Origin of the sequence: Loigolactobacillus iwatensis (genome assembly GCF_003950295.1) — a bacterium.
GTDB lineage: Bacteria > Bacillota > Bacilli > Lactobacillales > Lactobacillaceae > Loigolactobacillus > Loigolactobacillus iwatensis.
Genome location: NZ_RHNP01000003.1, coordinates 1 through 20,127, shown reverse-complemented (window position 1 = coordinate 20,127; position 20,127 = coordinate 1). Strand labels below are relative to the sequence as shown.

Sequence of the window (20,127 nt, the reverse complement as noted above, 5' to 3'; positions counted from 1 at the left end):
TGCATTTATATGCTTATATCTTTTTTACACTCCCTATGATATCGTTTTCTATTGGCAAGTCAAGCGACTTTTTCGATTATTTAGGCTAGCATTTAATGTCAACCGCCTTAGAACAGCTAAAAATCAAGTTTTGCACTAATTTACATTTGCAAATAAATGCAAAGAATTTTGTTTAATTGTTTGGTGTTTTGCGGCTTTATTGAGTTGAGGTGTCTTGGATTACGTTTGGGAGATTGTTTTTTTCTATTTTTGGCTTAAACGTGTCTAAAAAAACAGATTCCTGTGCTTAGCTACGCTCACCAAATTATCCGCTGCGCGAATAATTCGGCAAGCTAGGCTGCGATTCGGACTTTGGTTCATCCTAGTCCGATCGACATCGTCAGTAATGCTCGGAACCTGGGCGCTTTTTGAGACACTCTAATTTGTGGAAACGTGATTGAAAAGGCAGATTCCTGCGGTTGCCATGTTTCAACTTGGCGTATTTCGCCTTAGTTGAATGGACAACGTATGAAGCATCAAGATTATTAGCGAACTGTGCTAATAATCCTCAATTGCGGAATAGTAGCTACAGCAGTCACTTCGGCCGCTGCACGGCCAAAGCGCCTACTTAGGCTAATCCTCAGAATCTAACCGTCTTTTCAAGCACTCTTAATAATTAGGTCTTTCACCCATACTCTTCTGGCAATTAAACTTGTATATTATATGTAAGACTATTCTTAGATAGTTCAGAACTTTTATGCGTATTTCACATATAATTAGTTAGCCTGAACGCCTTTTTGGACACTCGATATTTTTAGGAGGTATACCATGGCACATTTTCACATTGATCACTCAGCGTTAGTGGGTGAATCACCTGATAAAACTAAAGCAGCAGAACAAACACCACCAAAGGCTGAATTTCAAAATGTCTTTGATTTCCCAGATTTTGTTGAAATGCGGCCCCAATTGCGCAGCGCTGTTCACACCGTTGCGGCGGAGTCCTTTGATCAACCAGTACTGCCCGTTAAAATTGAACGAATGGCGGTCGCTTTAGAGGAACAAATGGAACGGGAAACGCGAAAATATGAACAACAAACGTTTGTTTACGCTAATCAAAAAACGGAAGTTAACGATTTAATTCGCCTTTACACGCACGTTTTGCAAGTAATCAGTCGAACGACCGCGATTGATACTGATATTGAAGATTTAATTTTCGCGGTTAATTCAACCCGCCGCGATCTGCAAAAGTTGCCAACACACACTGGTACTGGCCCTTTGTATGATGCTGACAGCGCCCGGGAGATTATTCCGGACACATTTTACGACTTGGTTATTCGTCAATTGGCGCAGCCCTACTTTTTGACGAACGACCACGAAATGAAACGAAAAAACGTGACCAAAAAAGGCCAACACCTAGTGGCACGGATGACGGCCTACGCTTTTCGTGACTGGGACGCTTATCTAACTCACGAATACGACGCCCAGCACTTAGTTAAAAACGAACGAAATCTCAGTGATTTTGATTATTATGAAAAGTCCAAAAACGTGGAGCTAAAATACGCGGATAAGGCCTACGCACAAGTTTTCGCCGATACTTATCAGGATTTTCTCAATCTTTTAGTCCCCACTTACTTAGAACGTTTTGAAATTCAGACAACCCCGCTACCAAAAGAACTGCAGCAAAACGCTAAGCTGCGTATTCAGCTGCAGACCGCGGTCCGGAAACATTTTTTAATTGATGATGCCGGCTATGAGCACGTCATGGACGCACCTACCACCGAAATCAACAACAAATATAAATTTTACGAAGAAAACTTTTAATGGAGGTCTTTACACATGGATTTACCCGCAGAACCTGGTAGTGATGAATTTGAAAACGTCATTTTTATTCTGGAAAATCCCGTCACTAAACATAATTTGGAGCAACTGGCTTTCCACGATGACGTTCTTCCGGAAGCAATGAACGAAGAAGCTTGGGCCATGCCGGCTTACCTCAGCGAGGGCTTCAACCTCTTCTTCATTTTTGCGCAAAACATGGGCAGTAATTGGACGGTCACTTTCGCCCAAGTCACCATCGAAAACGGCAATGAAATCACTAGCATGACCAACGTGGTTCCTACCGGCACAGGCTTTAACGCCGTGGCCCACGTAAACCGCCACGCATCGATTGAACTACTGGCCTACTTTGAAACGCTGGCCGGTAACGGCGTGGGCCATTGGGAGATGGGCCATTAGAAAAGAGCGTTTAAAGGCGTTTAGATTCTACTCCGCAGCTAAAGATTATTACCCTCCAAACATTGTCCATTCAACTGTGGCAAAAAATGCCAAGTTGAAACATGACAAGCGCAAGTGGGTGCTTTTTAAACACGTTTTAAGTATTACTCAATGGCTACTATAAATACGCGGAAGGAACGAATTGCAATGAAAATCAAAGCCAGAAAGGTTGGTAATTCAACTGTTTTAACAATTCCAAAAGAATTCAATGTTAAAAAAGGTACAGAATTTGAGGTTAAACAACGTAATGATGGATCAATCATATTTAAACCAAAATATCGTAACCCCTTTGCGGGCAATTGGTCTAATCAGGAACTCAGGCAAACTGATATCAGTAATGATATGGAAGAAACAGCTAGTGAATGGTCATAGCAACGATTTTCTCCAAAGGACGATCTCGTTTTAATTAATTTTAATTCTAGTAAGCATTTTGTCGAAAAGTTCAATCAAGTCTTAGCAAAGACCCGCATGATTATTAACGATATTGTAAATGCAGACGACGTGAATTAATTGACTGCTACTTTAAAGACTAGTTTTAGGCTAGTCTTTTTACTTGCAAAAAATTTTTGAGTCAATAGTGTTTAACATTTATTTAAGTGGCAAACGGACCAAACAGTGTGTTTAAAGTGGAATAGTAGCTACAGCAGTCACTTCGGCCGTTGCGCGGATAATTCGTCTGTTTAGGCCGCGATTGTATAGTGCCTTTACTTGGCCTTCCCTGACTGATTTCGTGGAAACGTGTCTAAAAAAGCAGCTTCCTGTGCTTAGCTACGCTCACCAAATCATCCGCTGCGCGAATAATTCGGCAAGCTAGGCTAATGCTCGGAACCTAGGCGCTTTTTGAGACACTCTAGTTTGTGGAAACGTGTTTGAAAAAGCAGATTATTACGTATAGCTACGTCGGTCGAACGATCCGCTGCGCTTCCAGTTTTGTGGAAACGTGTTTGAAAAAGCAGATTCCTGCGGTTAGCTACAGCAGTCACTTCGGCCGTTGCACGGCCAAAGCGCCCACTTAGGCTAATCCTCGGAATCTAACCGCTTTTTCAAACACTCTTTTCTAATTAACCCAAATCCAAGGCTGCTCTGCCATCTTCCCCAAATATTTCGCGGTCAAATTAACCCCAAGTCCAGCCTGATCCGGCACGTTAAGTCGCCCGCCCTGCGCCAATTCAAATGGTTTCTGAATGACATCTTCGCTAAAATAACGATCACTAGCTGAAATATCCCCTGGAAAAGTGAACAAAGGCAAACTGGCTAGGGCCAAATTAGCGGCACGGCCAATTCCCGTCTCCAGCATCCCACCGCACCAAACTTCTAGCCGTTGTTTTTGGCAATACTGTGCAATTGCCAAGGCGTTAGTTAAGCCACCGACCCGGGCCAATTTCAAATTAATCACCCGGGCGCTTTTTAACGTAACTGTCGTCGCAACATCAGCTAAACTAAAAATATTTTCATCTAAACAGAGGCTGGTCGTTAACTGCTTTTGTAATTGGGCGTGCTGGACAAAATCGTCGGTGGCCAGTGGTTGCTCGATCATGGCCAAATTCAATTTGTCCAACCGGCTTAAGGCTGGTAAATCGGCCAGAGTAAACGCCGAGTTGGCATCCACCATTAAATTTAATTTCGGAAACTGTTGCCGAACGTGCTCAACCATCGCTATCTCGGCTACACCAGTAATTTTCAGTTTAACTCGTTGGTAGCCTTGGTTTAAGTACAATTTAATTTTTTGCAATAGTTGGTCAACTGAAGGCTGTTGCCCAATACTGACGCCAACCGCAATTTGTCGCCGTGGCCTAACTTGCAAACGCTGGGCCAATACCGCAGCCAAAGATTTCTGCTGGCTTTGGGCGTAAAGGTCCCAAACGGCGGTTTCAACAGCCGCCTTGGCCATCTGGTTTCCCTGAATCACTGCCAAATGTTTGCTCAATTCTTCTGGCAACGCAAACTGAAAATCAGTCAGTAACGGCACAATTTCTTGTTGAATTATTTGCCGGGCGGTGGCTTGCGTTTCTGCCGTATAGGTTGGGTGGGCGAAGGCTTCTAGTTCGCCAAGGCCGCTTAATCCAGTGGTGGTAACGACTTGAACAAGTGTCACTTCCCGCGTATTCAAGTTGTCCTCACTAGTTTTAAACGAACCAATTAACGGCAACGTAACTGGCAACAAACGAATTTTTTTAATTTGCAAAGTTAACTGTCCTCCCTCTGCACAAATTGGTTAACGGCGGCCAAATAAGCAGCTGGTTGTTCCAAATGGACGTTGTGCCCAGCATTGGCAATGACCGTTCGACTGGCGTTAGGCAACTTGGCCAACATCTTTTCTGCCGTTGCCTGAAATTTTGCGTCGGCCGCCCCAACAATTAAATGAACGGGTAACTCAAGATTCGCCAACGCAGGCCAATAATTCGGTTGGCTGCCAGTTCCCATTTGCTGCAGGCTTAAAGCTAACCCTGCCGGATTTTGTTGAAGGCGTTGCTGCCGAATAAATTGTTGCGTCGCCGTTGGTAGTTTGCGTTGGCTGGCAAATAATGGCAAGGCCGTCCACGCCCGCACGAATTGCGCGAGGCCATTTTTTTGGAGCCTTTCCACTAAAATTTGATCGTGCTGACGCCGCTTTTGTCGTTCAGTTTCCGTGGCCAGGCCCGGCGAACTGCTTTCAAGAATTAAGCAGTGGACCAATTCTGGGTGGCTGAGTGCAAAGGCCAGTGCTAAACGACCGCCCATGGAGTAGCCTAATAAATTCACCTGTTTAACTTGCCGTTTTGTCAACAAACTTGCCAGGTCAGCAACTTGCTGTTCAATTTGGTACCGCTCAGCCGCGGCGTGGCTAGTAGTTGCCCCGTGGCCTAACAGATCGGGCATGAGAACTGTGCCCGCCAATTTTGGTACAATTTTTGCAAAGTCGGCGTGGCTGCCCATAAAACCATGTAAAAGCAGCCAAACCGGCGCACCATTACCCTCTTGCGCCACAAAATAATCAAGTCCATTCAACATTGTCATTGCTTGCCACCCATTTCTGCGAGTGCTCCTTTGGCTAGGCCTACCAATGCCTGATGCTGCGCCACATTAGCCTCACGCTCAGTTTGGACTTCAATAATCTGCAACCCAACTTGCGGCCGTTGCAGTAAGGTCGTTAATTGCTCGGCCTGGGTCACTAATTGGTAAGTGCCATGGTAAAGTTTAGCTACTTGTTCAAGTTCTAAGTCCTGGGGCGTTCCAAACAAAGTTTCGAAGTAATCGGCTGCATTAGCTTGCGGTAAAAACGAAAAAATTCCGCCACCATTATTATTAATCACAATGACGGTCAGTTGCAGTGGGTAGCGCCGGGTTAACATCAGCCCGTTCATATCATGAAAAAAAGCCAAATCCCCGGTTAACAAAAAATGTGGCATCGACGTTTGACTGGCCACACCTAAGGCAGTTGAGGTAACACCGTCAATGCCATTGGCTCCGCGGTTGCAATAAAGTTGCCCACTTGCCTTCGTTGGCCAATAAAAACTATCCAAATCACGAATTGGCATTGAATTACTGCTAAATAACTGGGCGGTTGCTGGTAACGCAGTAGCCAAAATTGCGGCAACTTGCGGTTCGTCTAATTGGTCTTGGTTACGCCGCCAAGTTGCCTGTAAAGTTTGCTTAATTTGTTGATTAACTCCCTGCCAAGCCGTTGCAAATGTTTTAGGTCCAGCAGTAACGTTTCCCGTGAGTTGTTCAAAAAATGGTCTTGGTGTCACTGCCAATTGAACCGTCGCCGTTTTGGTGTAATCCGCTAGCCGTTGCGTTTCGTCTAAATAATAGATTGGCACAGTAACCTGCTTCAACCAATCCGCCAAACTGGCCGCAACAAAGGTGCCGCCGCAGCGTAAAATTAAATCAGGTTGTAACGAAGTTGCCAGTTTTGACTGTGCTTTTAACAACAAATCATAGCTTTCAACAATCGTTGCTTCAGTCTCAAATCCCCGCAACCCACTCAATGGATCGGCCAAAATCGGCCAGTGAACGCTAGCGGCAAAATCAACCAAGGCTTGCCGGGCATCGGTATTTTCCATTGGTCCCGCCAAAATAAGCCCGCGTTGTTGGGCCCATTTTTGCTTCAGTGTTGCTAAGGCTGCCGATGCTAAGGTGCGCTGGCTTTCCTTTGGCTGTAAAACTGGTATTGCGTTTAAATTTTCCGGAGCCATATCTGGTAGTAACGGCTTGCGCAACGGCAAATTAAGTTGCACTGGCCCGGCCGGCGCCTGCATTGCTGTCAGTACAGCTCGCTGGGCCACAAAAGTTAAGTAGCGCAACGCATCCTCTTGGGCAGTTGGCAGTGGTAATTGAACAAAATCGCGCACCTGCTGCCCGTAAAAATGATCCTGATCAAGTGCTTGGGGCGCACCCACGTTGGTTAATTCAGGCGGCCGATCAGTCGTCAGTACAATTAAGGGGACGGCCGCCAAATTAGCCTCGCAAATAGCCGGGTAAAAATTGGCCGCCGCCGTTCCTGATGTGCACACCAACAAAACTGGCTTGTGGCTAGACTTGGCAATTCCTAACGCAAAAAAGCCGGCCGAGCGCTCATCAACGTCCACATAAAGTTTCAACTGCCATTTTGGCGCCCACTTTGCTAATAACAAAGCTACCGGCGTTGACCGGGAGCCAGGCGCAATCACGGCGGCCGTGACCCCCTGGCTAACCAATGCCTGTAATAATTTAGTGACGTAAGTTGTTAAAATTTCGTTTGCCATTATTTTTCTCCTATATGTAAAATGCAGAAAGTACCATTATCTTTGGGTTGGATTCTGCGATTTAATTAAATTTATCTTGGCTGTGTTTGGGAAATACAGCTATTTGGTACTTGCCTGACTGATTTCTTGGAAACGTGTTTGAAAAAGCAGATTCCTGCGTATGTCCACAGCAGTCACGCTGGCCGTTGCACAGATAATTCGTCTGTTTAGATCGCGGTTGTAAAGTGCCTTTACTTGGCCTTTACTTGGCCTTTCTTGACTCATTTCGTGGAAACGTGTTTGAAAAAGCAGATTCCTGCGGTTGCCATGTTTCAACTTGGCGCTTTTCGCCTTAGTTGAATGGACAACGTATGAAGCATCAAGATTATTAGCGTACTTGGCTGCGACTCGGACTTTGGTCCATCTTAGTCCGATCGACATCGTAAGCGAAGCTAGTAATAATCCCCAATTGCGGAATAGTAGCTACAGCAGTCACTTCGGCCGTTGCACGGCCAAAGCCGCCTACTTAGGCTAATCCTCAGAATCTAACCGCTTTTTGAGACACTCTAGTTCTTGGAAACGTGTTTGAAAAAGCAGATTATTGCGTATAGCTACGCCGGTCGAACGATCCGCTGCGCGGCTCTTTTCGCCCGGCTGCCATGTTTCTTGCGGTGACCGAGACGGACCGAGTCGAGGAAACACAGTTATGAACTTTATAACTGTGCTCCCTGGCCTTTCGCCACAAGAATGGTCAACGTCCGTAGCATCAAAGAATATTAGCGTTCTTTGCCAATATTCCTCCTCTATCGCGGAGCAGTAGGCTATACTCCATAATCTAACCGCTTTTTCAAACACTCTCTAATCGGCTCAAATTTCAGGGCTGTTTCTTTAAATTCATTTTCGGCTTGCGAGGCCGCCACGATTCCTGCGCCGGCAAACAGTGTTGCCTGCTGGCCTTGGAGTAACGCTGAACGAATGCCCACCGCAAACTCGCCTAAATCGTTTAACCCAAAGTAGCCAATTGGCGCGCCAAATAGTCCCCGGGCTTCTGGCTCAACCTGGGCAATTTGCGCTAAGGCGGCCTTTCGCGGCACACCACCTAGAGCCGGCGTTGGGTGCAGCGCCGCTAGTACTGTCAGCGGTGTTACTTTGTCTAAACCACGTGCAGTAATTGGCGTAAATAAATGTTGGACGTTAGGATTGCGTAATAATTGCGGCTGTGCTGGATGACTAACCTGGAGGCCTAGTTGTTCGAGGTTTTGGCGAATTGTTGCCACCACAAAGGCTTGCTCACCACGATTCTTAGAGTCGTCCAACAACTTCTGGCCTAACTGCTCGTCTTCGGCTGCTGTTTTTCCCCGACGGACAGTTCCCGCTACGGCCGCAGTCGCAAACTCGTTTGGCTCGAATTTCAGCAAACGTTCTGGCGTGGCGCTCACAAACGCTTGCCCATGAGCTTGGAGACAAATGTGGTAAGTTGCCGGTTGCGTTTGGCGTAATTGTTGCCACAAGCTAGCCACCTGAATGGATTGCGCCATTTTAATCACTAACGGTCGGGCTAAAACGACCTTGTCCAAGTCAGATCGCTGAATAAGAGCAACCGTTTCCCGCACACCTTGCTGCCATTGCTCCGCGTATAACGCCGTTTCGCTAAGCACCTGATTATCGGCCGTTACTAAGGGCTTAACTGTCCGCAACCGGTGCAAAAAATCTTCAGCCAATTTGGTCAAATCCTCAGTCAGCGGCGCGGTCACGGTTAACCACCACTTTTCATCCTGCATGGTTACTAGAAAACGAGGCAAGAAAAAATAGCCGTGCCTAAAAATACCCCAGCGCAATTGTTGCTTGGTTGTTGCCACAAAAGGTAACCCACCTAACAACTGTGGACCTAGGCCACGGTCGTAACCAGTGATGTCCGTTTGAAATTGTTGTTTTATTTTTGTTGTCCAATCCTGAAGTCGGCCAACCTCATTACCAAATGCAGTTGGCCACCAAGTTTGGCAACTGGAAAAACCAAACAGGCAAAAGTTTTGCTCAGGCGTTTCGTAGGAAAAATAAGGATCGCTTTGCTGGCCTAGGGCAATTAACTGGGCCACTTTGGGAGGTTCATTTAAAGCAATCACCCTTGTTTGTAAACTCACTATCTATGCTTCCCCTCATTTATTTTCATCTTTTTATAGTTTACAGCATATTAATCTAAAACGCGTAATATCTAGGATTTCCAATGAAAAATTAAATAAATCCGCTAATATTTAAGTTGAAACACTAGTTCAGTAATTCGCTTTCTTTTAACCCTTTAATGTTTGTGGTAGCCTAAAGGGGTAAAGCGTTTTCACTTATTATTCAAAATTATTTTTGGAGGTGGCCTATATGACTGAAATTTTAATTTTAGGAGCAGGTATTGCGGGTATTCGTGCTGCTAAGGTTCTTGCTAAACAAAATTTAGACGCAACAATTACTGTTGTCAATCAAAACGATTATCATTACGAAACAACATCCCTCGCAGGTGTTGCTGCTGGCACAGCAAAGGTGGAGCAAATCATGCTGCCTTTACCAGCTTCTCTTCCCCAAAGTGTCAAATTTATTAAAGCAACAGTGACCAAGATTAATCGTGAAGCTCACACTGTTGAGTTAGAGGATCATGCTGATTTACATTTTGACTACTTAATCGTGGCTCTCGGTATTAAATCCGAGGATTACGGCATTAAAGGTGCTAAAGAATTTGGGATGCCAATCGTCAGTGTTGATACTGCCGTGGCACTTAAAGAACATATTGAAAAAACAATGGCCAATTACAACACTAGTAAAGACCCTAATGATCTTCACGTTGTTGTTTGCGGTGCTTGGTGGTCAGCATTTGAATTTCTTGGCGAATTAGCTGAACATTTACCTGTTCTTGCAAAAAAATACAATCTACCGCTTAATCAAATGAAAATTGATTGTATCGAAGCTAAAGATAAAATCTTGCCCATGTACAGCGATAAGTTAACTGGTTACATTAAAGCAACTTTGAAGAAAAAGGGCGCCAACTTACATCTTGGTATGGCAATCGATGAAGTCAAAGCTGACCGCGTAATTAGTGGTGATAAAGTCTTCATGGCTAATACAATTGTATTAACTACTGGTTTGAGTGGCAGCCAAGTTATTAGTGATTCTGGCTTTGAAAACCGCCGTAACCGAATGGTTGTTCAAAATGACGTTAGTATCAAGGAAGATAAGAATATCTTCATGGTCGGTGATGTCGCAACCGTTATGCAACCCGGCAAATCATGGCCTTTTGCCAACACTGGCCAATTAGCTATGGAAATGGGTACTGCGGCGGCCAAGAATATCGCCGCCGACCTAACTGGCAACCAGCGCCAAGACTTCTCCTTCAAAGATCTTGGCAGTGTCCTTGGTCTCGGCAAACGTGACGGAGCCGCAGCAGTCTTTGGTAACATTGAATTACGCGGCTACCCAGCTTCAGTGATGAAGGTCATTATTTATGACCGTTCATTACTCGAAGAAGGTACCGTTTCAACAGTAATGAAACACGGACGATTCAACTTCTTGCGAATTTAGAAGAGTGTTTGAAAAAGCGCTTAGCTTCTGAGGATTAGCCTAAATTGGCGAATAATTCACGCAGTGGATTATTTGACGATTGTAGCTAACCGCAGGAAGCTGCTTTTTCAAACACGTTTAAACCAGAGTGCCCAAAAAGGCGTTCAGGCTCCGAGCATTACTGACGATGTCGATCGGACTAGGATGAACCGAAGTCCGAATCGCAGCCTAGATTGACGAATTATCTGTGAAACAGATGATTTGGCGATCGTAGCTAAGCACAGGAGGCTGCCTTTTTTGGCACGTTTCCACCAAATCAGTTAAAAGCCCCATCAAAAAACTACCTAATCCATATATATAGTAAATCTCCAAGCATCAAAGAGCCCTGCCATAAGTAAGCAGGCAAAAATAAAGCATGGTGCCATTAAAATTGAGTTTCGATTTTAATGGCACCATGCTTTTCTTTGACTCCAGCTCTACATTTTCTAACAGTGGCAAATAGTGAAGTACATTCACCAATCTAAATTACCAGGTTAAATTTTTTATTAGACTTATATAACAGCTATTCTTTGCGCTTTCGCCAAAACATCAATGAACTAAGTGCCGTTAACATCAATATTCCAATCGAAGTCAAGAACGATTCGTTTGCAGCACCAGTTTGTGGTAACCGTGCGGCACCTACCGTTTTATCCGCCGTTAGTTTAACCTTTTGCGTGTTTTGCGCTTTAACATTAGATGTTGTTGCGGCCGCTGGCGTCACGGATGCTACTGTTTCAGTCGTCTTAGCAGAAGTTACTGGCGTCTCCGGTGTTACCGCTGTTTCAGATTCTGTTGGTTGCGTCGGTGTTTCCGATGTACTTGGTTCTGCCGGTTGCGTCGGTGTTGTTGGCGTGCCTGGCTCTGTCGGTTCCGTCGGTGTTGCTGGTGTCCCCGGTTCCGTTGGCGTTGTTGGCGTACCTGGTTCTGTTGGTTCCGTCGGCGTTCCCGGGGTGCCTGGCTGCGTTGCCGTGTACGTGACAACCACCGTTTGGTCAGTATCGCCGGCATTGAGCCCAGTTACTGCGGCCACCTCTGCCTGATCGGGAACATAACCAGTGATTGTTGGCGAAACTTTAGCGTCAAACCGATCATCACCATTATTGGCCGTCCACGCAGTATCTACCGTGACGCCGGTTACTTTATCCGTCGTTGCAGTCCGCGTAAATGCCACCGTATCAATGCTATCAGGAGCGGCCGTTTTCCCATCGGTATAAACATAATGGATGGTTTGCTTGACCGTCTTATTTTCGTCCGTTGCTGTCGTACCGTGAACCAGATGAACTTCATAGTGTTGGTCAACATTTTTGTCTTGATCGAATATCAATCCAGTAGCCGGAAAATTATCGCTGCTAACTGCATAACCTTGCGCAACGTAAGCTGCCTTAGTCGCTGTCGTTTGATAATCGCTGGTGCTGCCACTATTGCCGGTCAGCGTTTCAACCGTCAAAACCTTACCCGTGGTGTCATCAATGTAACTGACCACCGCCTTTTGTTGATCGGCCGTGTACTTAACAGTGACTTCAACATCGGCACTAGCAGCGGTAACCGTTTGCCCGGCGACTTCTGACAGATCTGGTGTATAACCAGTAATCGTTGGTGAAATTTTGGTAGCAAAGGCATTATTTTTAGTCGTCCAGTTTGAAAATGTTGTGCCACCCGTTACTGCATCTTTCGTACCATTTCGGGTGAAAGTCACACCATCAGTTACATCAGCCGCCGCGGCCGTACCGTCAGCAAATTGATAATGAATCGTACGGTTAACTGTTTTATTTTCACTAACCTCGCTAAACGTGTGTGCCAAATGAACCGTATAGGCCTGATCAGCTGCCGTATCAGCATCAAACATACCTGCGGCTGGGAAATTATCACTAACAAACTTATAACCCATGGCCGTGTACTGATTGATCTGTGTAGCAGTTTGATAGTTCATCGCAGTCCCAGTAGCGCCCTCGATTCCATCAACTTTTAACGTCTTTCCAGTCGTGTCATCAACGTAAGTGATCGTCGCCTTTTGTTGGTCGGCCGTGTAAATAACCGTTGTTTCACGATTTGCGTCAGTCGCCGTTAAACCAGTGACCGCCGCAATCTCGCCTGGATTAGAGGTGTAGCCAGCCAACTTCGGTGATAATTTAGCCGTAAAACTAGTGTCACCATTGGTGGCCGTCCAGACTGAATAACTAACTTCGCCAGTCACTTTATCAGTGGTTGCAGTGCAACTAAAATTAACCGCATCATTCACGTCGGCAAAGGCCTGTTTACCATTAGCATATTGATAATGAACAGTCTGCGTCACCTGGGCGGACTCATCTTTGCTCGTCGTGGCGTGAGTCAAATGAACTGCATAATTTTGGGTCGTCCCCGTAACTTCATCAAAAACAAACGCGGTGCCCGGATAATTATCACTTACAACTGCATAGCCGGCGGTAATATAAGCCGTCTTCGTCGCTGCCGTCGAATAATCAGCGGACTGATCAGACTGGCCAGTAAGGAAATCTTGCTTCAGTGTTTTTCCAGTCGTGTCATCAATGTAGCTGACGGTGGCGTGCTGCAGATCACCGTTGTAAGTAACCGTGATCTCATTTTTGCCACTATCCGCAGTCACAGTTTGTCCCGCAACCGTTGCCTGATCAGGCGTATAGCCAGTGATTACCGGTGAAACCACTGCAGTAAAAGCAGCAGTCCCCCAGTCAGTATATGTCTGGCGACCAGTTACCTTATCCGTTGTCACCGTTCGCGTGAAATCGGCATTAGCAGTAGCATCAGGCGCCGCCGTATTGCCGTTTGCATAGACATAGTGGATCACGCGACTGGCAGTTTGCTTTTCGTCCGCTGTAGTGAAGGTATGGGCTAAATGCACTTCAAAAGTTTGATCCGTATCTTTATCTGTATCGAAAGTTAATCCAGCGACCGGAAAATCATCACTGACAACTTGATAATTTTGCGCCACATAAGCGGCCTTGGTTGCGGCCGTTTGGTAATTGCTGGTACTACCACTGTCACCAGTCAAAGTTTTAGTTGCCAATGTTTGTCCAGTCGTGTCGTCAACGTAAGTGACACTCGCTTTTTGCGCATCAATTTTATAGGTCACGGTATCTTCAATATCAGCTGTGCCAGCCGTAACGGTTTGTCCGGCTATTTCCGTCTCATTAGGTGTATAGCCAGCAATTATTGGTGAAATTTTTGTAGTAAAATTCGCATTACCAGTAGATACGATCCATGCAGTCGGTGTTTTCACATTAGTTACCTTATCAGTCGTTACATTGCGCGTGAAAGTGACGTTATCAGTAACATCATTGGCCGCTTTATCACCATTTTCGTAAACATAATGGATTACACGTTTGACCGGATCAGTTTCTGAAGTAGTGGCCGTCCCATGTTTCAAATGCACTTCAAAAGCCTGATCGGTTGCCGTATCAGTATCAAACGTTGCCCCAGCTGAAAAGCCATCGCCAACCAGCACATAGCCGGCAGCTTCATAGTCGCCAATCCGGGTAGCCGTTGAATAATCGATAGCCGCACCGGTAACACCATCAATCGTATCAACAGCACCTAACTGTTGTCCCGTTGTGTCATCAACATATTTGACCGTGGCGCGCTGTGCAGCACCGTTGTAAGTAACCGTGATTTCATTTTTGCCACTATCTGCAGTCACAGTTTGTCCAGCGACTGTTGCCTTGTCAGGCGTATAGCCAGTGATCGCCGGCGAAACCACTGCAGTAAATGCAGCAGTCCCCCAGTCAGTATATGTCTGGCGACCAGTTACCTTATCCGTTGTCACTACCCGCGTGAAATCGGCATTAGCAGTAGCATCAGGAGCTGCCGTATTGCCATTTGCATAGACATAGTGGATCACGCGACTGGCAGTTTGCTTTTCGTCCGCCGTAGTGAAGGTATGGGCTAAATGCACTTCAAAAGTTTGATCCGTATCTTTATCTGTATCGAAAGTTAATCCAGTTACTGGAAAATCATCACTGACAACTTGATAATTTTGCGCTACATAAGTAGCCTTGGTCGCTGCCGTTTGATAATCGCTGGTACTGCCACTGTCACCCTGTAAAGGAACAGTTGCTAGGATGTCTCCAGTTGTGTCATCAATGTAGGTAACACTGGCCTTTTGTAGGTCAACCTTATAGGTCACGGTATCTTCAATATCATCACTATCAACGGTCACGGTTTGTCCCGCCACCGTTGCCTTATCAGGCGTATAACCGGCAATCGTTGGTGAAGCCACTGCAGCAAAAGCAGCGCTGCCAGTAGTAACAACCCAGTCAGTAGTAGCGGTCGGTAAACCAGTTACCTCATCCGTTGTCACCGTTCGCGTGAAAGTTACGCTAGTGGTCGCATCCGGTTTGGCCGTTGTTTGATCTGCATAAACATAATGGATTACTCGATTGACAGTCTGATTTTCGTCCGCGGTAGTGAAGGTATGAGCTAAATGCACTACATAAGCCTGATCCGTATCTTTATCTGTATCAAAAGTTAATCCAGCTGCTGGAAAATCATCGCTGACAACTTTATAATTTTGCGCTACATAAGTATCTTTAGCAGCCGTTGTTTGATAATCGCTGGTACTACCACTGTCACCCTGTAAAGGAACAGTTGCTAGGATGTCTCCAGTTGTGTCATCAATGTAAGTAACACTGGCCTTTTGCAGGTCGGCTGTATAAATTACTGTTGACTCATAATCTTTATCAGTCGCAGTTATCCCAGTGACCGTTGCAATCTCGCTTTGACTAGGCGTGTACCCAACCAACTCTGGTGATGATTTGGCCGCAAAACTAGTGTCACCATTGGCAGCTATCCAATCTGAGTAACTAACTTCGCCAGTCACTTTATCAGTGGTTGCAACACAGCTAAAATTAACCGCATCAGTCACGTCATCAAAAGCCGGCGTGCCATCAGCGTATTGATAATGAACAGTTTGCGTCACTTGGGCAGTTTCATCTTTGCTCGTAGTATCGTGTTTCAAATGCACTACAAAAGCCTGATCCGTTGCTGTATCAGTATCAAACGTTGCCCCTGTCAAAAAACCATCGCTGACCAGCACATAGCCAGCTGTTTCATAGTCAGTAATCCGATCAGCCGTTGAATAATCGATAGCAGCCCCAGTCACACCATCAACCGTATCAACGTCATCCAATGTCTCTTTAGTCGTGTCATCAATATAAGTGATTGTTGCCGCTTGGGGAAGAGCCTTATAAACGTAGTAAATATTCATTTCAGTGCCATCGGCCGGAAAAACATCTTCATAATTAGTAGTCCCACCATTAATCGAACCGCTGACAACGTTCGCCCCAGGAATCGTCGCAACTTGCGTCACTTCATAACCAGCAAAAGGTTGAACTTCAGCCGTGTTTGCAATTCCAGGCGCACCAGTAGTCGTGACTGGTACAGTCAAATCATTGCCTTGTTCATCAACGTAATGGACAATGACGCTAGATTTACCAGTTACACTGACTGTGTTAGGCGTTGAAGTTCCAGTAGCATTAAGAAGGGGTGCCCCGGTTACTGGGTTTATCGTTTCTTCTGTCGCGTCATTAGCAATGGTAGAATCGGCAAAGTTGATCGAATTAGAAATAGTTACCCCTAACGCTCGGCCGTCTAAGACACCATAATGATAGTCAAGCGCATCTTGCAATCCTGAATCAGTCTCCGCCAATGGAGAGCTGGCCGTCATTAATGCACTAAAGGCCGCCTGATCAAGCTTAAGGTCCGCCGCGGCAATATATGTAAACGTCAAGTAGCTGCCATCTGCTTGCAAAGAGTAACCGGCAGTGCTGACATCAGGTGTTGCCTCGGCCCTCGCACGCATTTGATCCAGCGTTAATCCTGCACCATAGTTGGTATTTGTTATGTAAACATACCCACCTTTGACCATACTCGCTAAAACGGTATTAGCAGGCGTACCTTGTAGTTTGCCATCTTGACCAACCGTTCCATAAGATAAGGAATAGCCTACCCGGGAACCCATTGTGTAGGCACTTGAGTTATTAATTTTTTGAGCAAACTCGACTGGCCCACTAGCAACAGTTCCAGTCTGTCCCTCACTGTTTTGCAAAGTGGTAAAATCAGTATCTGTCGCAATCGAAATTTGAAAATTATTAGCCAGTAAGCTTGCACCAGTCGCTGATGTTGCTACGCTTAAATAATTACCCGTTAATTTTTGCGCATCCGTTAAGTTAATTTTGTTATAGATTACGGTATAATTTGTATCTCCGAAATGTAACGTATCAGTTGAACCAGTTGCGTAAGATGCGCTTGTTTGCTGATAATAAGCGAGCCAAGGCGCTGAAATTGTGAAGGCTTGCGTACCAATACTAGTCACATCATTATCAACTTTAAGCACGATTCCACCGGCCGTTGCATCATAAGTCAAATAACCAATTTCCGTACCATCTTTTAAGGTCACTGCTGGCTTTGGTCCATCCGCCTTAAAACCAGACAACGTATTATCTAGGTCATGGGTCAACGTTTGAATTAGAACTGTATCACCTTTAGCTAAATCGGTGCTATCAATATCAAAGGTGCCAGAAACCCCTAAAAAAACGTATGAATTATAGTTTGGCGCAGTATAAGTAGCTGGAAAATCCGTCGTTGTTGATTTATTGCTTAATAACTTCAAATCAACGTCGGTTGCTTGTTTAACTGCCGCCGCTAACAGCTGTGGCGCTAAAATTCTGGCCGCCATGGCTGCTGAAACTGCTGTTGACTTAGCGTTTATCGCACTAGTTTGCCCAGTAACTGCTTTTGGTGCAGAATTTGTTGCTGAGTTAGTTGAACCTGCTAATGAAGTAGCGTCAGTTGTGGTACTACCAGTTGTTGCACCATCGTAAGTTGTGCTATTAGAAGCCGTGCTATCTGGAGTTGCACTACCGGCCGAAGTTTCCTGCTTAGTCGGATTTGAATCTACTACGCCAGTACCTGCTTGACTAGCTGCCGTACTTGAATCACTTGTGGCCGTGCTTGTCGCCACCGCTCCAGATGCAGTACTGGCAGCCGATTTGGTCGCGGTACCACTATTGCTTGCCGTTGCAGAGCTACTATCACTCGCCGAATTTATACTGGCGATTGTATTACTGTCGGATTTCGCCGCAGAACTTTCGCTACTTGTGGCCGCCGCAGAACTACCAGTACCAGCCGTGCTTGGACTGGCGGCCGCACTACTAGTAGACGTAACAGCACTGCTAGTTTCCGCTGAAGTATTGCTCACTGAATTAGTTGCTGTTGAGTTAGCTAAGATCAAGGTATTACCAGATGTGGCCGCCGAGCCAGCCGTTACTTCTTGTGCAGCAGTCGAACTAGCTTGGACCGTCGCCGCATCGGCCTTAGTTCCGCCAAGAATCATGCCGCTTAATAGGCCAGCCGTTGTAATTCCAGCAAAGACCCAAAATTTACCAGCTTTATACATCCTATAACGACTCACCATTTAAACGCACTCCCCTTTTGTTTTGTAATTATGTCATTTATTGTTCATTTATCTCATTAAAATAAAATAACGTATACACAATTAAATTATATACCAATAATTATATAAATTAATCCCAACTTTTGAGCGCTTTCTTACAAAATCTGACTTTCCTGATTTAGTAGACATAAAAATAACTCAGATATGATCTGAGTTATTTTTGTGTGAGTTTCAGTTTTAATTTTTTACCTAAGCTTCTTTTTCCTGATGTTCATGTTCGTTCAAAATCACTTGGGTTATCTGCTGGGCAGCCTGATCAACTTCAACCAGATTTTCCCTTGGATAAGCCAGATCAATCGCCGTTTGCCAAGCAATTTTTTGGTCCTTAATGACCAATACCTTGGTGGCCATTCTGACTGCTTCGGTGACATCGTGGGTAACTAAAACAATTGTCACTTGCCGTTTCTGCCAAATTTTTAGAATTAATTTTTGCATTTTCTGGCGGGTCAGCGCATCTAAAGCTCCCAGTGGTTCGTCTAAAAGAAGCAATTCTGGATCAGCCATTAATGCACGAGCCAAGGCCACTCGTTGTTTTTGACCACCAGAAAGACTTTGTGGATAAGCCGCCAAAAAATCGGCCAGCTCGACTAAATCCAATAATTCAGTGGCCTTGGCAATTTGTTCAGGTTGCTTATCACCTAGCGTAACGTTCTCTAAAACATTGAACCACGGCAGCAAACGGTCCTCCTGAAACATCACGCGGCACTTCGTATTCAGACCAGTTACCGCAACATCATTTTGCAAAATTTCACCACTAGTTGGCGCTTCTAGTCCTGCCAACAAGCGTAGCAAGGTACTTTTACCACCGCCACTCATCCCGACTAAGGCGACAAAATCACCGGCCGCAATGGTGAAGTCAATGTTATTCAAAACAAGGCGCTCACTGTAAACTTTTTGAATGTGACGTACTTCAATTAAATTTTTTTGCAACATTAACTCACTATCCCTTCTGTTGCCAATCGAGTAAGATGCCTTCCAACCATTTGGCCATCAAATCGGATAATTTGCCAAGTAGTGCGTAAATCGCTATACAGAGCAAGATTGTTTTCATATCGAGAAAATCCTGTGCGTTCGTTGACATATAGCCAATGCCAGAACTTGAAGCGATTGTTTCGGCAACAATCAACGTCGTCCACATCACGCCCAGCGCATACCGTACCCCGTTTAAGATGCTCGGTAGTGCCCCGGGGAAAATAATTCGGGTAAACAGCTTCGTTTTCGACAAGCCGTAAGAACGACCCATCTCTAGCAGCGATTTATCGCCGGTGGTTAACCCTTGGTAAGTATTAATGTAGATTGGAAATAGCACGCCAATTGCGACCAACGAAATTTTGGCTGTCTCCCCAATTCCAAACCAGATAATAATTAACGGAATTAACGATAAATGAGGGATATTCCGCAACATTTGAATTGAAGAATCCAAAAGTGCCCGGGCGGTTTTCGACAAAGCCGTGAGTAACGCTAAACCAAAGCCAAGGCTCCCACCAATCAAAAATCCAATACTGGCACGGTACAGGCTAATACTTAAGTTAGTCTGCAAATCACCTGTTTGCCAAAGTTTCACACCTTGCTTCAAAACATCCACCGGTGAAGGCAAAATTGATGCCGGTAAAACGTTTAACATGCTGGCAACCTGCCAACCGATAATTAGTAGGCCTGGCACCAACCACGGTAATAATTTCCGACCGGTGAAGTGTACTTTTTTAACTGGTGCGTGTTCCGTCGCCGTTAATGTTTGCATACTCATCATCTCCTTGCTTTTTTGGGGGTTATTTGGCGCTAGATCTGGAAATACTTTTAGTCGTATCTTTTGGTTAATGCTCGGAACCTGGGCGCCTTTCCAAACACTCCTTCTTTTCTGGAACGTGCGCTAAAAAGGCAGCCCCCTGTGCTTAGCTACGCTCACCAAACGATCCGCTGCGCGAATCATTCGGCAAGCTAGGCTGCGATTCGGACTTTGGTTCATCCTAGTCCGATCGACATCGTCAGTAATGCTCGGAGCCTAAACGCCTTTTTGTGCCACTCCTTCTATTCTGGAACGTGCGTTAAAAGGCAGCCCCCTGTGCTTAGCTACGCTCACCAAACGATCCGCTGCGCGAATCATTCGGCAAGCTAGGCTGCGAT

General features: G+C 45.5%; 11 protein-coding genes. 4 read left to right on the top strand and 7 right to left on the bottom strand.

The window, feature by feature from the left end; translation table 11 throughout:
- The first annotated feature begins 807 nt into the window (after positions 1 to 807).
- From EKM98_RS01335 to mazE, 3 genes are all read left to right on the top strand, one after another.
- Positions 808 to 1,800: a hypothetical protein gene (locus EKM98_RS01335; protein WP_125979978.1), complete on the top strand. Its 993-nt coding sequence runs from the start codon at positions 808 to 810 to the stop codon at positions 1,798 to 1,800.
- 15 nt (positions 1,801 to 1,815) lie between these two features.
- A complete protein-coding gene (locus EKM98_RS01330) occupies positions 1,816 to 2,214 on the top strand; it encodes a hypothetical protein (protein WP_125979976.1) in 399 nt (132 codons plus the stop codon).
- Positions 2,215 to 2,400: 186 nt separating this feature from the next.
- Entirely contained in the window at positions 2,401 to 2,625 is a 225-nt protein-coding gene (mazE, locus tag EKM98_RS01325) for a type II toxin-antitoxin system PemI/MazE family antitoxin (protein WP_191983359.1), read from the top strand.
- A 685-nt stretch (positions 2,626 to 3,310) separates the two neighbouring features.
- Here mazE and menC read toward each other — a convergent pair.
- The 4 genes from menC to EKM98_RS01305 form a co-directional block, all read right to left on the bottom strand.
- Entirely contained in the window at positions 3,311 to 4,438 is a 1,128-nt protein-coding gene (menC, locus tag EKM98_RS01320) for an o-succinylbenzoate synthase (RefSeq protein WP_125979974.1), read from the bottom strand.
- A gap of 2 nt (positions 4,439 to 4,440) precedes the next feature.
- Positions 4,441 to 5,250 carry a 2-succinyl-6-hydroxy-2,4-cyclohexadiene-1-carboxylate synthase gene (menH, locus tag EKM98_RS01315; RefSeq protein WP_125979972.1) on the bottom strand — a complete coding sequence of 270 codons (810 nt, stop codon included), beginning with the start codon at positions 5,248 to 5,250 and terminating at the stop codon, positions 4,441 to 4,443.
- Entirely contained in the window at positions 5,247 to 6,980 is a 1,734-nt protein-coding gene (gene menD, locus EKM98_RS01310) for a 2-succinyl-5-enolpyruvyl-6-hydroxy-3-cyclohexene-1-carboxylic-acid synthase (protein WP_125979970.1), read from the bottom strand. Before menD ends, menH begins: the two co-directional genes overlap by 4 nt.
- Before the next feature lie 800 nt (positions 6,981 to 7,780).
- Positions 7,781 to 9,100: an isochorismate synthase gene (locus EKM98_RS01305; RefSeq protein ID WP_164512645.1), complete on the bottom strand. Its 1,320-nt coding sequence runs from the start codon at positions 9,098 to 9,100 to the stop codon at positions 7,781 to 7,783.
- A gap of 229 nt (positions 9,101 to 9,329) precedes the next feature.
- Between EKM98_RS01305 and EKM98_RS01300 the strand changes: the two genes are divergently transcribed.
- Positions 9,330 to 10,520, top strand: coding sequence for an NAD(P)/FAD-dependent oxidoreductase (locus EKM98_RS01300; RefSeq protein ID WP_125979966.1), 1,191 nt, complete (start codon positions 9,330 to 9,332; stop codon positions 10,518 to 10,520).
- 541 nt (positions 10,521 to 11,061) lie between these two features.
- Here the strand turns inward: EKM98_RS01300 and EKM98_RS01295 are convergent.
- The 3 genes from EKM98_RS01295 to EKM98_RS01285 form a co-directional block, all read right to left on the bottom strand.
- The gene (locus EKM98_RS01295) at positions 11,062 to 17,964 is read right to left on the bottom strand and encodes a mucin-binding protein (RefSeq protein WP_125980130.1); all 6,903 of its coding nucleotides are present in this window, start codon (positions 17,962 to 17,964) and stop codon (positions 11,062 to 11,064) included.
- A 228-nt stretch (positions 17,965 to 18,192) separates the two neighbouring features.
- Entirely contained in the window at positions 18,193 to 18,933 is a 741-nt protein-coding gene (locus EKM98_RS01290; RefSeq protein ID WP_125980128.1) for an ABC transporter ATP-binding protein, read from the bottom strand.
- 10 nt (positions 18,934 to 18,943) lie between these two features.
- The gene (locus EKM98_RS01285; RefSeq protein ID WP_404802932.1) at positions 18,944 to 19,753 is read right to left on the bottom strand and encodes an ABC transporter permease subunit; all 810 of its coding nucleotides are present in this window, start codon (positions 19,751 to 19,753) and stop codon (positions 18,944 to 18,946) included.
- Positions 19,754 to 20,127: the final 374 nt, after the last annotated feature.